Raw genomic sequence first — 18,453 nt, 5'->3', positions numbered from 1 at the left:
CCCAGCAACAGCAGAACGCCCTGGCCCTGGCCGCTTCCAACATGGGCGTGATGCAGATCTACAGTCTGGATACCAGCGCCGCCGGCGGCGCCACCGAGAAGATCGGCCAGCTGGGCGTGGCCGACAACCTCACCAGCCTGCTGACGGTGCTCAAAGCGCTGCCCTGATCGCCGCCGTCGCTCCACCAGAGAAGGCCACTCCACGAGTGGCCTTTTTCGTCTCGACGATCGAGCGAGCAGATGCGGCGGGACAGCGGCCTGCCGAGGGGAACATGGGGGGAATCGGGAAAAGCACCAGGGCGGTGCGGATCGCAGAAACGAAAAAAGGGCCCGAAGGCCCTTTTCTCTTCGACCCAGGCCGAAACCTGGATCATGTTTGGAGCGGGAAACGAGACTCGAACTCGCGACCCCGACCTTGGCAAGGTCGTGCTCTACCAACTGAGCTATTCCCGCGTTACAACTTGTTGCCCGTTCGGCCGAAACCGAACCTTTGACGCCTAACTTTCACCAACCCCGCCGAAGCCAGGTTGTAGAATTTGGAGCGGGAAACGAGACTCGAACTCGCGACCCCGACCTTGGCAAGGTCGTGCTCTACCAACTGAGCTATTCCCGCAATGGCGTCCCCTAGGGGACTCGAACCCCTGTTACCGCCGTGAAAGGGCGGTGTCCTAGGCCACTAGACGAAGGGGACGCGGCCCGGAACTTACAACAGATCTTTCCGGCTTCCAGTGTTTCGCGTTTGGCTTCACGCTGGAAGTGGCGCGCATTTTATGGAGCGTCCGGGGAGGCGTCAACCCTTCTGAGAAAATTTTTTTAAATCAAAGACTTCTGTGCAAATAATGAGCTGCTGCTATCAGTGGTAGCACCAAGACATTAGACTGAGAAAATTCTTACAGCGGAGTCCCAAGGTGTCGCCACTCCTCATTACCGCCCTCATCATCGGCGGGATCGCCCTCCTAATCGCCATTGGCTATATCAACCACGTGGTGGAAAACAGCAAGCTGGAGAAAGCGCGCCTGAAAGCCGAACTCAACGACCGGGTCCGGCGCTGCGCGCAGATTTCCGAGAGCCTTCCCGGCCAGTTCGTCAGCCCGTCTCTGAAGCTGTTGATGAGCCAGATCGAGCTCAGCCTCAGCGAGCAGCAACTGGCGCTGGAGAAGAAAGCCGATGCCGGGCTCAAGGCTCGTATAGAAGAGTTGCGCGCGCTGGTCGCCAAGGGCGAGTCGATCCCGGTGCGCAATCCGCCCCAGGCGATCCTGACCGAGGACAAGGCCAAGGAAGTCCGCTTCCTCTTCGAAGCCCTGCATGCCCAGCTCACCCGTTTCACCCAGGACGGCCACCTGCCGCGCAGCGAGGCGCAGATCTGGGTCAAGGAGATTCGCCACCTCCTGGTGCGCCTGCATATCGAGTTCTTCGGCAATCTCGGCCAGCAGGCCCTGCAGCAGAACGAACCGCGCCAGGCGCGCCTGGCCTTCGAACGCGGCGCCCAGTACCTGCGCAAGCAGCCCGAGCTGGCGCGCTACCAGGCGGAGCTGCAGCAGATGGAAGCGCAGCTGGCCCGCGCCAACGCGATGGTGCTGAACAACAGCCAGCCGGCGAGCGAGGAGCCCAGCGAACTCAACGAGGGATTGAAGGCCCTCGATGCAGACGACCTGTGGAAGAAGAAGAACGTCTACGACTGATTCCGGCCTGCCTACGGCAGCCGTGCTATAACCCAGGCTCATATCGACCGAGGAAATCGTTATGAGCCTGACACTCTACGGAGCCCCGCTGTCTCCGTTCGTCCGCAAGGTCCGCCTGCTCCTGGCCGAAAAGGGCCTCGACTACCAGTTGGAAGCGATCGCCCCGTTCGGCCAGCCGGCCTGGTATCGCGAGATCAGTCCGCTGGGCCGCATCCCGGCGTTGCGCGACGGCGACCTGGCCCTCGCCGACTCCAGCGTGATCTGCCAGTACCTGGAAGAACGCTATCCCGAACCGCCGAATCTCCAGGGCGACGCCCCCGCCGGCCGCGCAGCGGTGCGCTGGCTGGAAAAATACGCCGACTACGAGATCGCTCCCCTGGCCACGCTGACGATCTTCCGCAACCGGATACTCAAGCCGGCGATGGGCCAGGCCTGCGAGGAAAACGACGTGCGTCGCGCGCTGGAGGAAAAGCTGCCAGCGCACTTCGATTACCTGGAAAACCATCTCGACGGCCGGGCCTTCTTCGTCGGCGAGCGACTGACCCTCGCCGACCTGGCGATCGCCAGCCAGTTGGTCAACCTGCGTCACGCCGGCGAAAACCTGGACGAGCAACGCTGGCCGGCCCTCGCCGCGCATTTCGCGCGGATGCTCGAACGCCCGGCGATGCAAGCGCTGCTGCCGGGGGAACGACGGACCCTCGACAAGCTCGCAGCGAAAGCCTGAACGCGTCGCTCAGCAGTCCGTCAGGCGCAGGAATATCTCCACCAGGCCTTCGATCCCGGCCTGGTCCTCGGCGCTGAAGCGTCCCACGCTCGGGCTGTCCAGATCGAGCACAGCGACCAGGCGGCCGTCCTTGAGCAGAGGCACCACCAGTTCGCTGCTGGAAGCGCTGTCGCAGGCGATGTGGCCGGGAAACGCGTGGACGTCGTCGACCCGCTGGGTCAGCCGGGTACGCGCCGCGGCGCCGCAGACGCCCTTGGAGAAGGGGATGCGGACGCAGGCGACCTTGCCCTGGAACGGTCCCAGGACCAGTTCCTCGGTGCGGTTCAGATAGAAGCCGGCCCAGTTCAGGTCGCCCAGCTCATGGAAGAGAAAGGCGGAGAACTGCGCGGCGTTGGCGATGAAATCGCGCTCGTCGGCGAACAGCGCCTCGGCCTGCGCCGCCAGCAGGGCGTAGCCGGCCAGCCCGGCGCCAGATTGCTGCAGATCGATCATGCCTGGCGCTCCAGCAGTTGCTTGCCCACCCAGTAGCGGGAGAACTGATAGGCGCAACGGCCGTTGCGGTTGCCGCGGCCAAGCGCCCAGCGGATCGCTTCCTTCTCCAGTTCCTCGCTCCAGCTCCAGGCCAGCCCGGCCTTCTCCGCGAGCACGTCCACCCAGTGGCGAACCACGCTGAGGAAATGCTCCTGGGTGAAGGGATAGAACGACAGCCACAGGCCGAAACGGTCGGACAAGGCGATCTTGTCCTCCACCGCTTCGTTGGGATGCAGCTCGCCGTCCACCATCTTCCAGTTCTCGTTGTCGCTCTGCTTCTCCGAAACCAGGTGCCGGCGGTTGGAGGTGGCGTAGAGCAGCACATTCTCCGGCGCCTGTTCCAGCGAGCCGTCGAGCACGCTCTTGAGTACCCGGTAGTCGCCTTCCCCGGCATCGAACGAGAGGTCGTCGCAGAACAGCACGAAGCGCTGTGGCAGGCCTTGCAGTTGCTCGACCACGCGCGGCAGGTCGGCCAGGTGGTCGCGCTCGATCTCGATCAGGCGCAGCCCGGCGCCGGCCAGCTCGGCCAGCAGCGCACGAACCAGGGAGGACTTGCCGGTCCCGCGGGCCCCCCAGAGCAAGGCGTGGTTGGCCGGCTGGCCGGCGACGAACTGGCGGGTGTTGCGTTCCAGTTGCTCGCGCTGCCGCTCTACGCCCAGCAGGTCGGCCAGGCGCAGGTCGAGGCTGACCTCCAGCGGCTGCAGGTAGCCGCTACGGCCGTCGCGGTGCCAGCGCGCCGCCAGGCTGCGCTCCCAGTCGACGGCTTCGCGTACGGCCGGCAGCAGCGGCTCCAGGCGCGCGAGCACGCTTTCGGCGCGGGCAAGAAAATCGCTCAATCGGGAATCCACTCTGTTCTCCTCGGATCGGACTGACGTCACGGATCGATCATCGGTTGCGCCCAGGAACCCCGACAGACGGTCGGGATGGGCTATGCTAGGCGGCAGAACCTCGCCAAGGCTGATCCCCGCCCCCATGGATATAGCGCTGACCCATCGCCTGTCGTTCAAACAGGCCAGCCTCACCGTGCTGGTGGCCTTTATCCTGGGAACCCTGCTCAGCCTGATTCAGGTTGGCGTCGATTATGCCAGCCAGGACGCATCCATCAATCGCGAAGTGCGCGCGCTGCTGGACGTCAGCCACAACCCCGCCGCGCGAATCGCCTACAACATCGATGCGGAGCTGGCCCAGGAGCTGGTCCTCGGCCTGCTGCGCTCGCCCGCCGTGGTCCGCGCGGAAATCATCGACACCTCCGGCCTGCCGCTGGCCAGCGCCTCGCGCGAACCCGCCGAAAGCCGCCTGCGGCCGCTCAGCGACTTCCTCTTCGGCCACAAGCGGGTCTACGAGGACCCGTTGCATGTCGACCATGCGCCGGGCGAGGCCCTCGGCGTACTGCACCTGGAAATCGACACCTTCGTGTTCGGCAACGACTTCCTCCGTCGCGCCGGCATCACCCTGCTCTCCGGCTTCGTGCGCAGCCTGCTGCTGTCGCTGATCCTGCTGGTGCTCTTCTATACCCTGCTGACCAAGCCCCTGGTCAGCCTGATCCAGGCCCTCAGCGGACACGATCCACGCTCGCCGGCACGCATGCGCCTGCCCTGCCCCAAGGGCCACGAACGCGACGAGATCGGCGTGCTGGTGGAAGTCATCAACCGCCAGCTCGGGCGCATCTCGGTAGAGATCGAACAGCGCCGGGAGGCGGAGAACCGCCTGACCCAGTACCTGGAGGAGCTGGAAAGCATCGTCGCCGCCCGTACCGCCGAGCTGAAGGCCGCCAACGCGCGCCTGACGCTATCCAACCAGGAACTCGAAGAAGCCCGCCAGACCGCTCTCGATATGGCCCAGGCCCGCGCCAGCTTCCTGGCCAACATGAGCCACGAGATCCGCACGCCGCTGAACGGCCTGCTCGGCATGCTCTCGCTGAGCCTCGACGGCCCGCTCACCCCGGAACAGCGCCAGCAGCTGTCGATCGCCCACGACTCCGGCAAGGTGCTGGTGGAATTGCTCAACGACGTGCTCGACCTCTCCAAGTTCGAGGCCGGGCAACTGGTCCTGGAACAGATCCCGTTCGACCTGGGCGTCCTGGTGGAAGACACCGCCAGCCTCCTCTCGCAGAACGCCGCGGCCGGCGTGGAGCTGACCTGCCTGGTCGACCCCGCCCTGCCCGCCCAGGTTTCCGGCGACCCGACGCGGATTCGCCAGGTCGTCAGCAACCTGCTGTCCAACGCGCTGAAGTTCACCCGCCTGGGGCGGGTCGACGTTCGCGTGGAAGCCACCGCCGAGGGTGTGCGCATCAGTGTGCGCGACACCGGCATCGGTATCGCCCAGGAGGCGCTGGATCGCATCTTCCAACCGTTCACCCAGGCCGACGCGGGTATCACCCGCCAATACGGCGGCACAGGCCTCGGCCTGGCCCTCACGCGCAAGCTGTGCGAGGCCATGCAGGGCGAGCTGACGGTGGAGTCGACGGTCGGCCTGGGCAGCCTGTTCAGCGTCGGCCTGCCGCTGGCGCCGGTCAGCCCTCCGCTGCAGGCGCTGCCGCTGCGCGGCCGGGTGATCGCGCAATGCTCGGCCAACAGCGGGCTGGCGCAGCTGCTGCAAACCTGGCTGCCGCGCTGGGGCCTGGAGTACAAGCGTCTGGAGACCGACGACAGCCTGCTCGGCCACTCGCTCGACGTACTGATATCGGATTGCCCGGACTGCCTGATGGGACTGCGTCCGAGCATCGGTACGCCGATCCTGCTGGTCACCGCCTACGGCAGTTTCCTCGAACCGGAGCTGGCCCGCCGCCTGTCGCCGCTGCGCCAACTGGCCAGGCCGCTGAGTCGCAACCAGTTGTACCAGGCCCTGAAACACGTGCTCGAACACACTGCCATAGCCCCGTCGAGCGCCTCGGACACCACGGGAGAACAGCGCAACACCCGGGTCCTGCTGGTGGAGGACAACCCGGTCAACCAGTTGGTCGCCAAGGGCCTGCTGCACAAGCTCGGCTGCCAGGTATGGATCGCCGAACACGGGCTGAATGCCCTGAAGATGCTGGAGGAGCATCCCATCGACCTGGTCCTGATGGACTGCAACATGCCGGTGATGGACGGCTACGAAGCGACCCGGCAGATCCGCGACAGCGGACGCTGGGGCGGCCTGCCGATCATCGCGCTGACCGCCAACGCCCTGCCGGACGAGCGCGAACGTTGTCGTGCCGCCGGCATGGACGACTACCTGGCCAAGCCTTTCCACCGCGATGAACTGAAAGCCATCCTCGACCGTTGGTGCCCGCTCACCGCGAGCGACTAGCCGGTCTCGCGACGACGGCTAGCCTCCTACCACCAGACGGAAGCGCGACAGCAATCCGCCCAGGCGCTGGTGCAGGTCGAACATCTCGTTGAGGTCGAAACCGGTGCTGCAGATCAGCTGCTGGCGCAGCGGAATGACCCGTTCGCGCAAGGTGATCCCCGGCACCGTCAGCGTCAGGTGCACTTCCCGCTCATCGTGACTGGCGCGACGGCGATCCACCAGGCCGAGCTGTTCGAGACGCTTGAGCAAGGGCGTCAGGGTTCCGGAGTCGAGCAGCAGGCGGTCGCCCAGGGCCTTCACCGTCGGCTGCTCCGGCGGGCTCGCATGCCACTCCCAGAGCACCAGCATGACCAGGTACTGCGGGTAGGTCAGGCCGATCTGTTCGAGCAGCGGCCGATAGCCGCGGATCACCGCGCGCGAGGCGGCGTACAGCTTGAAACACAGCTGGTTGTCGAGCAGCAGCGATTCTTCGACGCCATCCGGCCTGGCGACTTTTCCCCGGGTGCTCATTCAAGCAGCGCCTCGATCGCCGAGCTCAGCTCCTCCGGCTTGGTGGTCGGCGCATAGCGCTTCACCACCTGGCCATCGCGGCCGATCAGGAACTTGGTGAAGTTCCACTTGATGCCCTGGCTGCCGAGCAGGCCCGGCGCGCGCTTCTTCAGGCTGACGAACAACGGGTGGGCGCCGGCGCCGTTGACCTCGATCTTCCTGAACAGCGGGAAGCTCACCCCGTAGTTCAGTTCGCAGAACTGCGAAATCTCGCCCTCGTCGCCCGGTTCCTGCTTGCCGAACTGGTTGCAGGGGAACCCGAGCACCACCAGTCCGCGCTCACGGTATTTTTCCCATAAGGCCTCCAGCCCCTGGTACTGCGGGGTGAAGCCGCACTTGCTGGCGGTGTTCACCACCAGCAGCGCCTTGCCGCCGAAGTCGGCCAGGGTCTTCTGTTCGCCCTTGATGGTGGTGCAGGGAATGCTCAGCAGCGAATCGCTCATGGCTTGTCTTCCTTGTTGAGGGTGGGTCTCGAAACAAAGTAGCTCGCAATTCAATTGCACACAAATTGATTGAATGAAAAACGACCCGAACCAAAGACGGGTCGTCGCTCTCTAGCTCTCCCGCGGCACCAGCTTCAGCGAGGCCGAGTTGATGCAGTAACGCAACCCGGTGGGCCGGGGGCCATCCGGGAAGACGTGCCCCAGGTGGGCATCGCAGCGACCGCAGCGGACTTCGATGCGATGCATGCCGTGGCTGAAGTCGTCCAGTTCGCGGACCGCCTCGGCGTCCACCGGCTGGAAATAGCTCGGCCAACCGCTGCCGGAGTCGTACTTGGCGTCGGAGTCGAACAACGCCGTGCCGCAGCAGGTGCAATGATAGATCCCGGGGGTCTTGGTGGCGTGGTATTCGCCACTGAAGGCGCGTTCGGTACCGCCCAGGCGACAGATGTGGAACTGCTCTTCGGTCAACTCCTCGCGCCAGGAGTCCAGGGGTTTGTCGATCTTGCTCATCGGCTCTACCTCGCGATCTGAAAAATGCCCGGCGCTCCCTTTTCCGGGGGACGGGCCGCACGTATCATGCGTGCTCCTTATAGACGCCAGTCTGTCATCCGCGTTACAGCCTGCCAAGCCGCGATCCAGCGGGCTTTTCGCAGCCTGTTCCACGGTGTTCGCTCACTTCGGGACTCGACACATCATGCAGGTCAGCAAATCGAACAAGCTCGCCAACGTCTGCTATGACATTCGCGGGCCGGTGCTCAAGCACGCCAAACGCCTAGAGGAAGAGGGTCACCGCATCCTCAAGCTGAATATCGGCAACCCGGCGCCGTTCGGTTTCGAAGCTCCCGAGGAAATTCTCCAGGACGTCATCCGCAACCTGCCGACCGCCCAGGGCTACAGCGACTCCAAGGGCCTGTTCAGCGCGCGCAAGGCAGTGATGCAGTATTACCAGCAGAAGCAGGTGGAAGGCGTCGGCATCGAGGACATCTACCTCGGCAACGGCGTGTCGGAACTGATCGTGATGTCCATGCAGGCGCTGCTGAACAACGGCGACGAGGTGCTGATCCCCGCTCCCGACTACCCGCTGTGGACCGCCGCCGTCAGCCTCGCCGGCGGCAAGCCGGTGCACTACCTGTGCGACGAGCAGGCCAACTGGTGGCCGGACCTGGAAGACATCAAGGCGAAGATCACGCCGAATACCAGGGCGATGGTGATCATCAACCCGAACAACCCCACCGGCGCGGTGTATTCCAGGGAAGTGCTGGAAGGCATGGTCGAACTGGCCCGCCAGCACAACCTGGTGCTGTTCTCCGACGAGATCTACGACAAGATCCTCTACGACGGCGCCGTCCACGTCTCCACCGCCTCGCTGGCGCCGGACGTGCTCTGCCTGACCTTCAACGGCCTGTCCAAATCCTACCGGGTGGCCGGCTTCCGCTCCGGCTGGGTGGCGATCTCCGGGCCCAAGCAGCGGGCACAGAGCTATATCGAAGGTCTCGACATCCTCGCCAACATGCGCCTGTGCGCCAACGTCCCGGCGCAGCACGCGATCCAGACCGCCCTGGGCGGCTACCAGAGCATCAACGATCTGGTCCTGCCGCCGGGGCGCCTGCTGGAGCAGCGCAACCGCGCCTGGGAACTGCTCAACGACATCCCCGGCGTCAGCTGCGTGAAGCCGATGGGCGCGCTGTACGCCTTCCCGCGGATCGATCCGAAGGTCTGCCCGATCCACAACGACGAAAAGTTCGTCCTCGACCTGCTGCTCTCGGAAAAACTGCTGATCGTCCAGGGCACCGCCTTCAACTGGCCGTGGCCCGACCACTTCCGGGTGGTCACCCTGCCCCGCGTCGACGACCTGGAGCAGGCGATCCTGCGCATCGGCAGCTTCCTCAAGGGCTACCAGCAGTAACCCCCCCGCTCCCGCGGCGCCGCTGGCGCCGCCCTGCCCGGCGACCCATCCATGGACCTGCAGATCGACGACTTCCACAAGGACGCCGCTGGCGGCCTCCTGCTTCTCTACCAGGCGTTTCCGCGCAAGACCGCGCTCTACGTCGAAGACCTGATCGGCCGCGAGGCGCCGGACGAGTTCGGCCTGCCGAGCAAACGTCACCAAAGTTGTCTGGGCGCGTTGCTCTGGCTCGCCGAGGAAGGCTACCTGCGCTTCGCCAACACCATTCATTACGAGGCTCTCGACCAGGCGGTGCTCAGCGAAAAGGCCTTCCTAAGACTTACCCGTATCGTCCCCCGGGCCGCGGCGGCGCTGGCCGAGGCGCCGGCCAGCGTGCGCCGCGAACAGGCCAGCCTGGCCAACCAGTTGCGCCAGGCGCTGGCGCAGGGCGACGGCGAACGCCTGGCCGGGCTGACCCGCCTGCTGTTCGAGGGCAACCTGGGCGCGCAAGGCGACACAGTTTGAAATAGTCCCTCGATTGAATCGCCATGGACCGCCCCTTATATAACCCCGCATGATTATCAGGAGCCCGTTCGCCCGCCCCGGCGGCCTGCGAACCGCGCTCCGTGCCTTCAGCCGTGAGGAGAAGCTTTACACCATGATGCGCATCCTGTTGTTCCTGGCCACCAACCTGGCAGTCCTGGTGATTGCCAGCATCACCCTGAAACTGCTCGGGGTGGACCGCTTCACCGGCCAGAATTACGGCAGCCTGCTGGTCTTCTGCGCCGTGTTCGGTTTCGCCGGTTCGCTGGTCTCGCTGTTCATCTCCAAGTGGATGGCGAAGATGAGCACCGGTACCGAAGTCATCAGCCAGCCGCGCACCCGTCACGAACAGTGGCTGCTGCAAACCGTCGAAGAGCTGTCCCGCGAAGCCGGCATCAAGATGCCGGAGGTCGGCATCTTCCCCGCCTACGAGGCCAACGCCTTCGCCACCGGCTGGAACAAGAACGACGCGCTGGTCGCGGTCAGCCAGGGCCTGCTCGAACGTTTCTCGCCCGATGAGGTGAAAGCCGTCCTCGCCCACGAGATCGGTCACGTCGCCAACGGCGACATGGTCACCCTGGCATTGATCCAGGGCGTGGTGAACACCTTCGTGATGTTCTTCGCGCGGATCTTCGGCAACTTCGTCGACAAGGCCATCCTGAAGAACGAGGACGGCCCGGGCATCGGCTACTTCGTCGCGACCATCTTCGCCGAACTGGTGCTCGGCATCCTCGCCAGCATCATCGTCATGTGGTTCTCGCGCCGCCGCGAGTTCCGCGCCGACGCCGCCGGCGCCCACCTGGCCGGCACCGGCGCGATGATCGCCGCGCTGCAACGCCTGCGTTCGGAACAGGGCGTGCCGGTGCAGATGCCCGACACCCTGAACGCCTTCGGCATCAATGGCGGCCTCAAGCACGGCCTGGCCGGCCTGCTGATGAGCCACCCGCCGCTGGAAGATCGTATCGAAGCGCTGCGCGCCAGCGCACGCTGATCCGCTTTCACACTTGGGACAGGGCGACCATCGGTCGCCCTTTTTTTATGCCCGGGAAAGCCACCTATCCATGGTCGCTTTGACAGCCGCGAGCCAGCCCCGGAACATGCGGGTCCGTGATTTCGCCCGATGAGGTTCCCATGCAGATCCGCGCCGATTTCGACAGCGGCAACATCCAGGTCATCGATGCCAGCGATCCCCGCCGGATCCGCCTGGCGATCCGTCCCGACCTGGCCAGCCAGCATTTCCAGTGGTTCCACTTCAAGGTCGAGGGCATGGCTGCCGCCACCGAGCACCGCTTCACCCTGGTCAACGCCGGCCAGTCGGCCTACAGCCATGCCTGGAGCGGCTACCAGGCAGTCGCCTCGTACGATGGCGAACGCTGGTTCCGCGTACCGACGCAATACGACGCCGACGGCCTGCATTTCCAGCTGGAACCGGAGGAAAGCGAAGTCCGCTTCGCCTACTTCGAGCCCTACAGCCGCGAACGGCATACCCGCCTGGTCGAACGTGCGCTCGGCATCGAGGGCGTCGAACGGCTCGCCGTCGGCACCAGCGTACAAGGCCGCGACATCGAATTGCTGCGGGTCAGGCGCCATCCCGACAGCCACCTGAAGCTGTGGGTCATCGCCCAGCAGCATCCCGGCGAGCACATGGCCGAATGGTTCATGGAAGGCCTGATCGAGCGCCTGCAGCGGCCGGACGACACGGAAATGCAGCGCCTGCTGGAAAAGGCCGACCTGTACCTGGTGCCGAACATGAACCCGGACGGCGCGTTCCACGGCAACCTGCGCACCAACGCCGCCGGCCAGGATCTCAACCGGGCCTGGCTGGAGCCGAGCGCCGAGCGCAGCCCGGAAGTCTGGTTCGTCCAGCAGGAGATGAAGCGCCATGGCGTCGACCTGTTCCTCGACATCCACGGCGACGAGGAAATCCCCCACGTATTCGCCGCCGGCTGCGAGGGCAACCCGGGCTATACGCCCCGCCTGGAACGACTCGAGCAACGCTTCCGCGAGGAACTGATGGCGCGCGGCGAATTCCAGATCCGCCATGGCTACCCACGCAGTGCGCCGGGCCAGGCCAACCTGGCGCTGGCCTGCAACTTCGTCGGGCAGACCTACGACTGCCTGGCGTTCACCATCGAGATGCCGTTCAAGGACCACGACGACAACCCGGAGCCCGGGACCGGCTGGTCCGGCGCCCGCTCCAAGCGGCTCGGCCAGGACGTCCTGAGCACCCTTGCGGTGCTGGTCGACGAACTCCGCTGAAAATGGACGGGGCGCCGCGCGGCGCCCCGTTTCAGCCTCTCTCCAGCAGGTAGACGGCCTCGTCCAGCCAGGACACCCCGCGCTCGAGGAATTTCCAGTTGACGCCGAGCACGTCGCCGCGCTCCAGTTCCTCGATCCGCCAACCGCCAGCGTAGTAGCCACGCACCTCCTCGTCGGGCACGGCGAACGGCGGACCGGCCATCTCCGCCTGCGGGTAGTCGATGGTGACCAGCAAGCCGAGGCTGCGCGTCGGCAGGACCGCCTGGAGATGCCCGGCATAGCGCTCGCGCATCTCCGGCGGCAGGGCGATCAGCGCGGCGCGGTCGTAGAACGCCCTGCACTGCGCCAGGTGCTCTGCCTGCAAGGCGAAGAAATCACCCTGCAGCAGGGTGATGCCGGCGACCCGGTAGCGGCGGAAACCATCCAGTTGATCGATCTCGGGGCGCAGGTCGTGCTCCTCGAAGAAGTCGCTCACGGCCTTTTCCGAAAGCTCCACCCCCAGCACCTCCAGTCCCTGGGCGGCCAGCCAGGCCAGGTCCAGGGTCTTGCCGCACAACGGCACCAGGATCTGTTCGCCCGCTTGCAGTCGCAGCCGCGACAGGTGGCGCATCAGGTAGGGATTGATCTCGTCCAGGTGGAAGCCGATCTGGTTGTTCGCCCAGCGGGCGTGCCAAAAATCCGCCTGCATCCTGTCCTCCGCATTCGTGGGAAAAACCGCAAGGTGGCGACAATCGGCCGGCAGGTCAACTCCCCTGCGCATCTCCCTCGCGCACTTCCACCAGCACCGGACACGGCGCCTCGCGGATCACCCGGTCGCCGACCGAAGGATCGAGCAGGCGCTCCAGCCGTCCCAGGTGCCGATGGCCGATGACGATCAGCTCGCAGCCCAGGCGCCGCGCCTCGCCCAGGATCACCTGCACCGGGTCGCCGGCACGCAGCTCGGCCCGTACCTCCAGCTCGCACCCGGCTAGCAGCGCACAAGCCTCGTCGAGCACCTGCCGGGCCTCTTCGCACTCGTGCGCGGCGGGGGGATAGTCGAGCAGCGTCGGCCGGCCCGGCAACGCATAGCCGGCGTCCACCGCGCACAGCAGGTGGACCCGCGCGCCCGGCGCGGCGGCCTGCCGCGCCAGCTCGGCAATGCGACGGGTCTGCGGGCCGCCGTCGATGGCGACCAGGAGCGTATGGAACATCGGCAAATCCTCGGATAGAGCGTGCACCGGCATTCTTCGGCAGCCACCGGTGCGCGTAAAGGCACCGCGAACGCAATCCAGCAATGCAGCGAACGCACGCCTGGGAGAACGAAAGACTGCACCCTGCGCATGCCAGCGTGCTTATACTTCCACTCCATGCATCTTCCCGATCTGAATCTCCTGGTCGCCCTCAACGTTCTTCTCGAAGAGGGCAGCGTGGTCGGAGCCGCGCGCCGCATGCACCTCAGCCCACCGGCGATGAGCCGTACCCTGTCACGGATCCGCGAGGCGGTAGGCGACCCGATCATGGTCCGCGCCGGCCGCAAGCTGGTGCCCACGCCCCGTGCCCTGGAACTGCAGGAGCAGGTCCGGCAACTGGTGGACCAGGCCCGCGACCTGTTCAACACTCGCGAGACCATCCAACTGGACAAGCTGGAGCGCTGCTTCACCCTGCGTTCCAACAACACCCTGGTCGGCGGTCTGTCGATACGCCTGCTGGAGATCTTCGCCGAGGAGGCGCCGCGCTGCACCCTGCGCTTCGTGCAGGAGTCGGACATCGACGACGAGGCACTGCGGCAAAACCGCATCGACCTCTACATCGGCGCCTCGTCCTGGATGGAACCCGAGGTCAAGACCCAGCAGTTGCTCACCACCCGCTTCGTCGGCCTGGCCCGCCAGGGGCACCCGATCTTCGACGGCGAGATCACTCCGCAGCGCTTCGTCGCTTTTCCGCATATCGCCGTCTCGCGTCGTGGCCTCAACCATGGACCGCTGGACCAGGCCCTGGGAGAACTCGGCCTGAAGCGCGACGTCAAGCTGATCAGCCCGACCTTCCACTCGGCGATCTTCGCCCTGCCCGGCTCCGACCTGCTGCTGCCGATCGCCGAGCATTCCCTGTGGCGGGCCAACCGACTGGGCCTGGGCCTGCGCCAGTTCGACATCCCGGTGCCGTTGAAGACCGTGATGGTGGTCCAGGCCTGGCATCCACGCTTCGACAACGATCCCGCGCACCGCTGGTTCCGGCAAACGATCAAGCGGATTTGCGAGGAAGTGCAGAGCGATCCCCATCCGCTGCTTGGCTCCAACTGAAACAGATGCACAAAATGCACTGATTCATTTCGATCATTTCAATTTTCACACTACCGGGACGCTCCTAGACTGCGGCGGAAATCAGAAGAGTTTCCGCCCATGCCTTGTTTCCCCACCCTCGCCGTAGCGAGGTCGCGATGACTTCGCTCGCCACCCCGCTCGGCCAGCCGACGCCAACCGCAGCCCCCGCCGCCCAGCCTTTCGGCGCGCGCATCGTGGTCGGCCTGCTCGGCGTGCTGCTCGCCTCGCTCACCGCCGGTCTCAATGGTCATGTCACCGAGATCGCCATGACCGATGTGCGCGGCGCACTCGCCATTGGCCATGACGAAGGCACCTGGCTGACCGTGCTCTACGAAGCCACCCAGGTCGCCGCCATGGCATTCGCGCCCTGGTGTTCGGTGACCTTTTCCCTGCGCCGCTTCACGCTCTTCGCCATCGGCGGCTTCGCCCTGCTGGCCCTGCTCTGTCCGTTCGCGCCGAACCTCGAGAGCCTGCTGGTCCTGCGCACCCTGCAAGGGCTGATGGCCGGCTGCCTGCCGCCGATGCTGATGACCGTGGCGCTACGCTTCCTGCCACCCGGGATAAAGCTCTATGGCCTGGGCGCCTATGCCCTCACCGCGACCTTCGGGCCCAACCTGGGCCTGCCACTGGCGGCGTTCTGGTTCGAATACGTCGGCTGGCAGTGGGTGTTCTGGCAGGTCATTCCACTGTGCCTGGTGGCGATGGCCGCGGTGTCCCATGGCATCCCCCAGGACCCGGTGCGCCTGGAACGCTTCCGCCAGTTCGACGGCATCGGCCTGCTCACCGGCTTCCCGGCGATCTGCGCCCTGGTGATCGGTCTGCTGCAAGGCGAACGCCTGGACTGGTTCGAGTCGCCGCTGATCTGCCTGCTGCTGGGCAGCGGCAGCCTCCTGCTGGGGCTGTTCCTGGTCAACGAATGGAGCCACCCGCTGCCGTTCTTCCGCCTGCAGTTGCTGAAGCGCCGCAACCTGACCTTCGCCCTGATCACCCTGGCCGGCGTGCTGGTGGTGCTCGGCGCGAGCATGGGCGTGCCGACCGAATTCCTCGCCGAGATCCGCGGCTACCGCCCCCTGCAGAGCGTACCCATGGTGTTGCTGGTGGCCCTTCCGCAGCTCGTCGCGCTGCCGCTGGTGGCGGCCCTCTGCAACATCCCGCGGGTCGACTGCCGCTGGGTGCTGGCCTGCGGCCTGTGCCTGTGCGCCGGTGCCTGCCTGAGCTTCAGCCAACTGACGGCGGACTGGGTGCGCGAGGACTTCTACCTGCCGATGCTGTTACTGGTGGTCGGCCAGCCGATGGCGGTGATTCCGCTGCTGATGCTCTCCACCAGCGTCATCGCGCCCATCGAGGGACCCTTCGCCTCGGCCTGGTTCAACACCGTCCGCGGCTTCTCCGGGGTAGTCGCCACCGCGGTGATCGGCGCCCTCGGCACCGCCCGCGAGCACTACCACTCCAACCGCCTGGTGGATCACCTGGGCAATGCGTCCCAGGCCGTCGAACTGCGCCTGCAACAGATCGCCGGCCTGCAACCGGGCGCCGACTCCGGCGCGCACTGGCAGCACCTGGCCGAACAGGCCCGCCAACAGGCCCAGGTGCTGGGCAACGCCGACGTGCTGCTGGCGATGGCCGGCCTGGCCTGCGCCCTGCTGATCCTGATTCCGATCCTGCCGCAACGGGCCTACCCGCCCCGCCCGGTCGCTCCCACACACTGAAAGGTCGCTGTATGTCGTTCATCACTTCGCGCAAGGGCAGCCTGCTGCTCGCCGCCCTGCTGGTCCTGACCCTACTGGTCTACCTGCTGTTCCACCTGCTCGCCCCACGGGTCGTGCAGAGCACCGACGACGCCTATGTGCACGCCGATTTCACCCTGGTCGCGCCGAAAGTCGCCGGCTTCGTCCAGGACGTTCTGGTTGAGGACAACCAGCCGGTCAAGGCCGGCCAGTTGCTCGCCCGCCTCGACGACCGCGACTTCCGCACCGCCCTGGCCGCCGCCGAAGCCGACGTGCTCGGTGCCGAGGCCAACCTGGCCAATGCCGAGGCCAACCTGCAACGCCAGCAGGCGCTGATCGAACAGGCGCGGGCCAAGGTCCGCGCCGAGCAGGCCGAGCTGGTCTTCGCCCGTCACGAGCAAAGCCGCTACCAGACCCTCGCCAGCAAGGGCGCCGGCAGCCTGCAGAACGCCCAGCAGGCGCAATCGCGGATCGATACCGCCAGCGCCCGGCTGGCCGAGGGCCAGGCCGCGGTGGATGCCACGCGCAAGCAGGTGAGCGTCCTCGAAGCCCGCGTCGGCCAGGCCCGTGGCGACCTGCAACGCATGCAGGCGCGACGCGACCAGGCCCGCCTGGACCTCTCCTACTGCGAACTCCGCGCCCCCTTCGACGGCCAGGTCGGTCGCCGCCAACTGCGCGTCGGCGCCTATGTCACGCCGGGCAGCGCGCTGCTGGCAGTGGTGCCCCTGCAGCAGGCCTACGTGGTCGGCAATTTCCAGGAAACCCAACTGACCCACGTCTCTCCCGGACAGGCCGTGGAAATCCGCGTCGACACCTTCCCCGGCAAGGTTCTGCGCGGCCATGTCGACAGCATCGCACCGGCCACCGGCCTGAGCTTCGCGCCGATCGCCCCGGACAACGCCACCGGCAACTTCACCAAGGTGGTCCAGCGGATCCCGGTGAAGATCGTTCTCGAGCCGCGCCAGGCCATGGCGGGCAAGTTGCGTGTGGGCATGTCGGTGGAAGCACGGATCGACACCGCGACCGGCACCCGCTCCGCCGAGGTTGCCCAGCAATGAAAGGCACTCCGCTCCTGCTTATTGCCAGCCTGGCGCTCGGCGCCTGCAGCCTCGGCCCCAACTTCACCCGCCCGGACCGCCCTGCGCCCGGCGAATGGTCGCTCCAGGCCGCTGCCGGCAACCCCAGCCACCTCGCCGCCGCGCCGCTCGCAGCCCAATGGTGGACGCTGTTCGACGACGCGCAATTGAACGCCCTGCTGCAACGGGTCCAGCGTGCCAACCTCGACCTGCGCAGCGCCGCGGCGCGCCTGCAGCAGAGCCGCGCGATCCGTCGCAGCCTCGGCGGTGACGCCCTGCCCTCGGTGGACGCCAGCGGCACCTACCAGCGCCAGCGGACCACCAGCGCCGGCCTGTTCGATCCCTCCGGCAAGGCCGGCAAAGGCAACTACAACCACGCCCTGGCCGGCTTCGACGCCTCCTGGGAGCTGGACTTCTGGGGCCGCGTGCGACGCGAGCTGGAAGCCGCCGACGCGACGGTGGAAGCCAGCGAGAACGAACTGCGCGACGTGCAGGTCTCGGTGCTGGCGGAAGCCGCGCGCGACTATATCCAGTTGCGTGGCGAACAGAACCGTGCGGCGATCATCCGCGACAACCTCGAGACTGCACGGCGCAGCCTGGAACTCACCCGCACGCGCCTGGCCAACGGCGTCGCTACCGACCTCGAGGTAGCCCAGGCGCTGGCCCAGGTGGCCAGCATGGAGGCACGCCTGCCCGAGGTGGAAAAGAACCAGGCGCACCTGGTCAACGCCCTCGGCTACCTGGTCGGCGCCAGCCCCGGCAGCCTGCTCGCCGAACTCGGCCCGGCGCGGGCGATTCCGCGTCCGCCGGGCAGCGTGCCGGTCGGCCTGCCGTCCGAACTGGCCCAGCGCCGCCCCGACATCCGCCGTGCCGAAGCGCGCCTGCACGCGGCTACCGCCAGCATCGGCGTGGCCAAGGCGGACTTCTATCCGCGCATCACGCTCAACGGCAACTTCGGTTTCGAATCCCTGCAACTGTCCAGCCTGGGCGACTGGGACCATCGCCAGTTCGCCATCGGCCCGGCGTTCAGCCTGCCGATCTTCGAAGGCGGACGCCTGCGCGGACGCCTGGAGCTACGTGAGGCACAGCAGCAGGAAGCCGCCATCGACTACCAGCGCACCGTGCTGCGTGCCTGGCAGGAAGTCGACGACGCGATGCACGACTACGCCGCCAACCAGCGCCGCCAGGAGCGCCTCGGCGAAGCCGTGGCGCAGAACCGCCGCGCCCTGCAGAGCGCCCGCGAGCAATACCGCGCCGGCGCGGTGGACTTCCTCAGCGTGCTCGACAGCCAGCGGCAACTGCTGGACAACCAGGAACAGCAGGTCGCCAGCGACGAAGCGGTGTCGCTGACCCTGGTCAACCTCTACAAGGCGCTGGGCGGCGGCTGGAGCCCAACGTCCGACCCGGCGTCGGGCTGAGACGGCGCCGGGCGCGGACCGGCGAA

18 protein-coding genes and 3 tRNA genes are annotated in these 18,453 nt (G+C 66.3%); 11 read left to right on the top strand and 10 right to left on the bottom strand.

Annotation, left to right across the window (positions count from 1 at the left end):
* Positions 1 to 376: 376 nt before the first annotated feature.
* The 3 genes from HMPREF2716_RS20090 to HMPREF2716_RS20080 form a co-directional block, all read right to left on the bottom strand.
* Positions 377 to 452 (bottom strand) — tRNA-Gly (locus HMPREF2716_RS20090).
* Positions 453 to 536: 84 nt separating this feature from the next.
* Positions 537 to 612 (bottom strand) — tRNA-Gly (locus HMPREF2716_RS20085).
* A gap of 2 nt (positions 613 to 614) precedes the next feature.
* Positions 615 to 690 (bottom strand) — tRNA-Glu (locus tag HMPREF2716_RS20080).
* A gap of 217 nt (positions 691 to 907) precedes the next feature.
* Here HMPREF2716_RS20080 and HMPREF2716_RS20075 point away from each other — a divergent pair.
* Together HMPREF2716_RS20075 and HMPREF2716_RS20070 are read left to right on the top strand one after the other, a co-directional pair.
* On the top strand, positions 908 to 1,681 hold the full coding sequence (locus HMPREF2716_RS20075) for a hypothetical protein (protein ID WP_003090903.1): 774 nt from the start codon (positions 908 to 910) through the stop codon (positions 1,679 to 1,681).
* 61 nt (positions 1,682 to 1,742) lie between these two features.
* Complete coding sequence (locus tag HMPREF2716_RS20070; RefSeq protein WP_003098798.1) at positions 1,743 to 2,405, top strand: glutathione S-transferase family protein; 663 nt, start codon at positions 1,743 to 1,745, stop codon at positions 2,403 to 2,405.
* Between the two features lie 9 nt (positions 2,406 to 2,414).
* On the opposite strand, the gene HMPREF2716_RS20065 is transcribed toward HMPREF2716_RS20070, so the two are convergent.
* Together HMPREF2716_RS20065 and HMPREF2716_RS20060 are read right to left on the bottom strand one after the other, a co-directional pair.
* Entirely contained in the window at positions 2,415 to 2,897 is a 483-nt protein-coding gene (locus HMPREF2716_RS20065) for a GAF domain-containing protein (RefSeq protein WP_023517761.1), read from the bottom strand.
* Positions 2,894 to 3,784: an ATP-binding protein gene (locus tag HMPREF2716_RS20060; RefSeq protein WP_003143737.1), complete on the bottom strand. Its 891-nt coding sequence runs from the start codon at positions 3,782 to 3,784 to the stop codon at positions 2,894 to 2,896. Before HMPREF2716_RS20060 ends, HMPREF2716_RS20065 begins: the two co-directional genes overlap by 4 nt.
* A gap of 82 nt (positions 3,785 to 3,866) precedes the next feature.
* On the opposite strand from HMPREF2716_RS20060, the gene sagS reads away from it, so the two are divergent.
* A complete protein-coding gene (gene sagS / locus HMPREF2716_RS20055; protein ID WP_003116565.1) occupies positions 3,867 to 6,227 on the top strand; it encodes a two-component system sensor histidine kinase/response regulator SagS in 2,361 nt (786 codons plus the stop codon).
* Between the two features lie 18 nt (positions 6,228 to 6,245).
* Here sagS and ospR read toward each other — a convergent pair whose 3' ends face one another.
* From ospR to msrB, 3 genes are all read right to left on the bottom strand, one after another.
* On the bottom strand, positions 6,246 to 6,737 hold the full coding sequence (gene ospR, locus HMPREF2716_RS20050) for a hydroperoxide stress response transcriptional regulator OspR (protein ID WP_003114767.1): 492 nt from the start codon (positions 6,735 to 6,737) through the stop codon (positions 6,246 to 6,248).
* Positions 6,734 to 7,219 carry a glutathione peroxidase gene (locus HMPREF2716_RS20045; protein ID WP_003090910.1) on the bottom strand — a complete coding sequence of 162 codons (486 nt, stop codon included), beginning with the start codon at positions 7,217 to 7,219 and terminating at the stop codon, positions 6,734 to 6,736. The genes ospR and HMPREF2716_RS20045 overlap by 4 nt, the downstream gene beginning before the upstream one ends.
* A gap of 111 nt (positions 7,220 to 7,330) precedes the next feature.
* Positions 7,331 to 7,729, bottom strand: a complete 399-nt coding sequence (gene msrB, locus HMPREF2716_RS20040) for a peptide-methionine (R)-S-oxide reductase MsrB (protein ID WP_003090911.1) — start codon at positions 7,727 to 7,729, stop codon at positions 7,331 to 7,333.
* A gap of 184 nt (positions 7,730 to 7,913) precedes the next feature.
* Here msrB and HMPREF2716_RS20035 point away from each other — a divergent pair, with 184 nt between their 5' ends.
* From HMPREF2716_RS20035 to HMPREF2716_RS20020, 4 genes are all read left to right on the top strand, one after another.
* Positions 7,914 to 9,125, top strand: coding sequence for a pyridoxal phosphate-dependent aminotransferase (locus HMPREF2716_RS20035; RefSeq protein ID WP_003090913.1), 1,212 nt, complete (start codon positions 7,914 to 7,916; stop codon positions 9,123 to 9,125).
* A gap of 51 nt (positions 9,126 to 9,176) precedes the next feature.
* On the top strand, positions 9,177 to 9,629 hold the full coding sequence (locus HMPREF2716_RS20030) for a hypothetical protein (protein WP_003115276.1): 453 nt from the start codon (positions 9,177 to 9,179) through the stop codon (positions 9,627 to 9,629).
* A gap of 133 nt (positions 9,630 to 9,762) precedes the next feature.
* Positions 9,763 to 10,638: a protease HtpX gene (htpX, locus tag HMPREF2716_RS20025; RefSeq protein ID WP_003090915.1), complete on the top strand. Its 876-nt coding sequence runs from the start codon at positions 9,763 to 9,765 to the stop codon at positions 10,636 to 10,638.
* A gap of 140 nt (positions 10,639 to 10,778) precedes the next feature.
* Positions 10,779 to 11,906 (top strand): M14 family metallopeptidase, encoded by a 1,128-nt coding sequence (locus tag HMPREF2716_RS20020; RefSeq protein ID WP_003162391.1) that lies wholly within the window; start codon positions 10,779 to 10,781, stop codon positions 11,904 to 11,906.
* Between the two features lie 31 nt (positions 11,907 to 11,937).
* On the opposite strand, the gene HMPREF2716_RS20015 is transcribed toward HMPREF2716_RS20020, so the two are convergent.
* Positions 11,938 to 12,594 carry a thiopurine S-methyltransferase gene (locus HMPREF2716_RS20015; protein WP_003106082.1) on the bottom strand — a complete coding sequence of 219 codons (657 nt, stop codon included), beginning with the start codon at positions 12,592 to 12,594 and terminating at the stop codon, positions 11,938 to 11,940.
* Between the two features lie 55 nt (positions 12,595 to 12,649).
* Complete coding sequence (locus HMPREF2716_RS20010; protein WP_003106084.1) at positions 12,650 to 13,096, bottom strand: universal stress protein; 447 nt, start codon at positions 13,094 to 13,096, stop codon at positions 12,650 to 12,652.
* Positions 13,097 to 13,225: 129 nt separating this feature from the next.
* Between HMPREF2716_RS20010 and HMPREF2716_RS20005 the strand changes: the two genes are divergently transcribed.
* The 4 genes from HMPREF2716_RS20005 to HMPREF2716_RS19990 all read left to right on the top strand — a co-directional run bounded on the left by HMPREF2716_RS20005 (position 13,226) and on the right by HMPREF2716_RS19990 (position 18,427).
* Positions 13,226 to 14,185, top strand: coding sequence for a LysR family transcriptional regulator (locus tag HMPREF2716_RS20005; RefSeq protein WP_003143729.1), 960 nt, complete (start codon positions 13,226 to 13,228; stop codon positions 14,183 to 14,185).
* 137 nt (positions 14,186 to 14,322) lie between these two features.
* Positions 14,323 to 15,915: an MFS transporter gene (locus HMPREF2716_RS20000; protein WP_012613928.1), complete on the top strand. Its 1,593-nt coding sequence runs from the start codon at positions 14,323 to 14,325 to the stop codon at positions 15,913 to 15,915.
* A gap of 11 nt (positions 15,916 to 15,926) precedes the next feature.
* Positions 15,927 to 16,991 (top strand): HlyD family secretion protein, encoded by a 1,065-nt coding sequence (locus HMPREF2716_RS19995; protein WP_009876715.1) that lies wholly within the window; start codon positions 15,927 to 15,929, stop codon positions 16,989 to 16,991.
* A complete protein-coding gene (locus HMPREF2716_RS19990; protein WP_012613927.1) occupies positions 16,988 to 18,427 on the top strand; it encodes an efflux transporter outer membrane subunit in 1,440 nt (479 codons plus the stop codon). The genes HMPREF2716_RS19995 and HMPREF2716_RS19990 overlap by 4 nt, the downstream gene beginning before the upstream one ends.
* Positions 18,428 to 18,453: the final 26 nt, after the last annotated feature.

Source organism: Pseudomonas sp. HMSC076A11, assembly GCF_001810205.1.
In the GTDB taxonomy this organism is placed as follows: domain Bacteria; phylum Pseudomonadota; class Gammaproteobacteria; order Pseudomonadales; family Pseudomonadaceae; genus Pseudomonas; species Pseudomonas aeruginosa.
The sequence above is the reverse complement of the archived record's forward strand: the minus strand, read 5'-3'. Positions and strand labels throughout refer to the sequence as shown.

Coding starts and splice junctions, on each gene's coding strand:
- HMPREF2716_RS20070 (WP_003098798.1), top strand. CDS start 1,743: ATGAGCCTGACACTCTACGGAGCCCCGCTGTCTCCGTTCGTCCGCAAG.
- HMPREF2716_RS20065 (WP_023517761.1), bottom strand. CDS start 2,897: ATGATCGATCTGCAGCAATCTGGCGCCGGGCTGGCCGGCTACGCCCTG.
- sagS (WP_003116565.1), top strand. CDS start 3,867: ATGCTAGGCGGCAGAACCTCGCCAAGGCTGATCCCCGCCCCCATGGAT.
- ospR (WP_003114767.1), bottom strand. CDS start 6,737: ATGAGCACCCGGGGAAAAGTCGCCAGGCCGGATGGCGTCGAAGAATCG.
- HMPREF2716_RS20045 (WP_003090910.1), bottom strand. CDS start 7,219: ATGAGCGATTCGCTGCTGAGCATTCCCTGCACCACCATCAAGGGCGAA.
- msrB (WP_003090911.1), bottom strand. CDS start 7,729: ATGAGCAAGATCGACAAACCCCTGGACTCCTGGCGCGAGGAGTTGACC.
- HMPREF2716_RS20035 (WP_003090913.1), top strand. CDS start 7,914: ATGCAGGTCAGCAAATCGAACAAGCTCGCCAACGTCTGCTATGACATT.
- HMPREF2716_RS20030 (WP_003115276.1), top strand. CDS start 9,177: ATGGACCTGCAGATCGACGACTTCCACAAGGACGCCGCTGGCGGCCTC.
- htpX (WP_003090915.1), top strand. CDS start 9,763: ATGATGCGCATCCTGTTGTTCCTGGCCACCAACCTGGCAGTCCTGGTG.
- HMPREF2716_RS20020 (WP_003162391.1), top strand. CDS start 10,779: ATGCAGATCCGCGCCGATTTCGACAGCGGCAACATCCAGGTCATCGAT.
- HMPREF2716_RS20015 (WP_003106082.1), bottom strand. CDS start 12,594: ATGCAGGCGGATTTTTGGCACGCCCGCTGGGCGAACAACCAGATCGGC.
- HMPREF2716_RS20010 (WP_003106084.1), bottom strand. CDS start 13,096: ATGTTCCATACGCTCCTGGTCGCCATCGACGGCGGCCCGCAGACCCGT.
- HMPREF2716_RS20005 (WP_003143729.1), top strand. CDS start 13,226: ATGCCAGCGTGCTTATACTTCCACTCCATGCATCTTCCCGATCTGAAT.
- HMPREF2716_RS20000 (WP_012613928.1), top strand. CDS start 14,323: ATGACTTCGCTCGCCACCCCGCTCGGCCAGCCGACGCCAACCGCAGCC.
- HMPREF2716_RS19995 (WP_009876715.1), top strand. CDS start 15,927: ATGTCGTTCATCACTTCGCGCAAGGGCAGCCTGCTGCTCGCCGCCCTG.
- HMPREF2716_RS19990 (WP_012613927.1), top strand. CDS start 16,988: ATGAAAGGCACTCCGCTCCTGCTTATTGCCAGCCTGGCGCTCGGCGCC.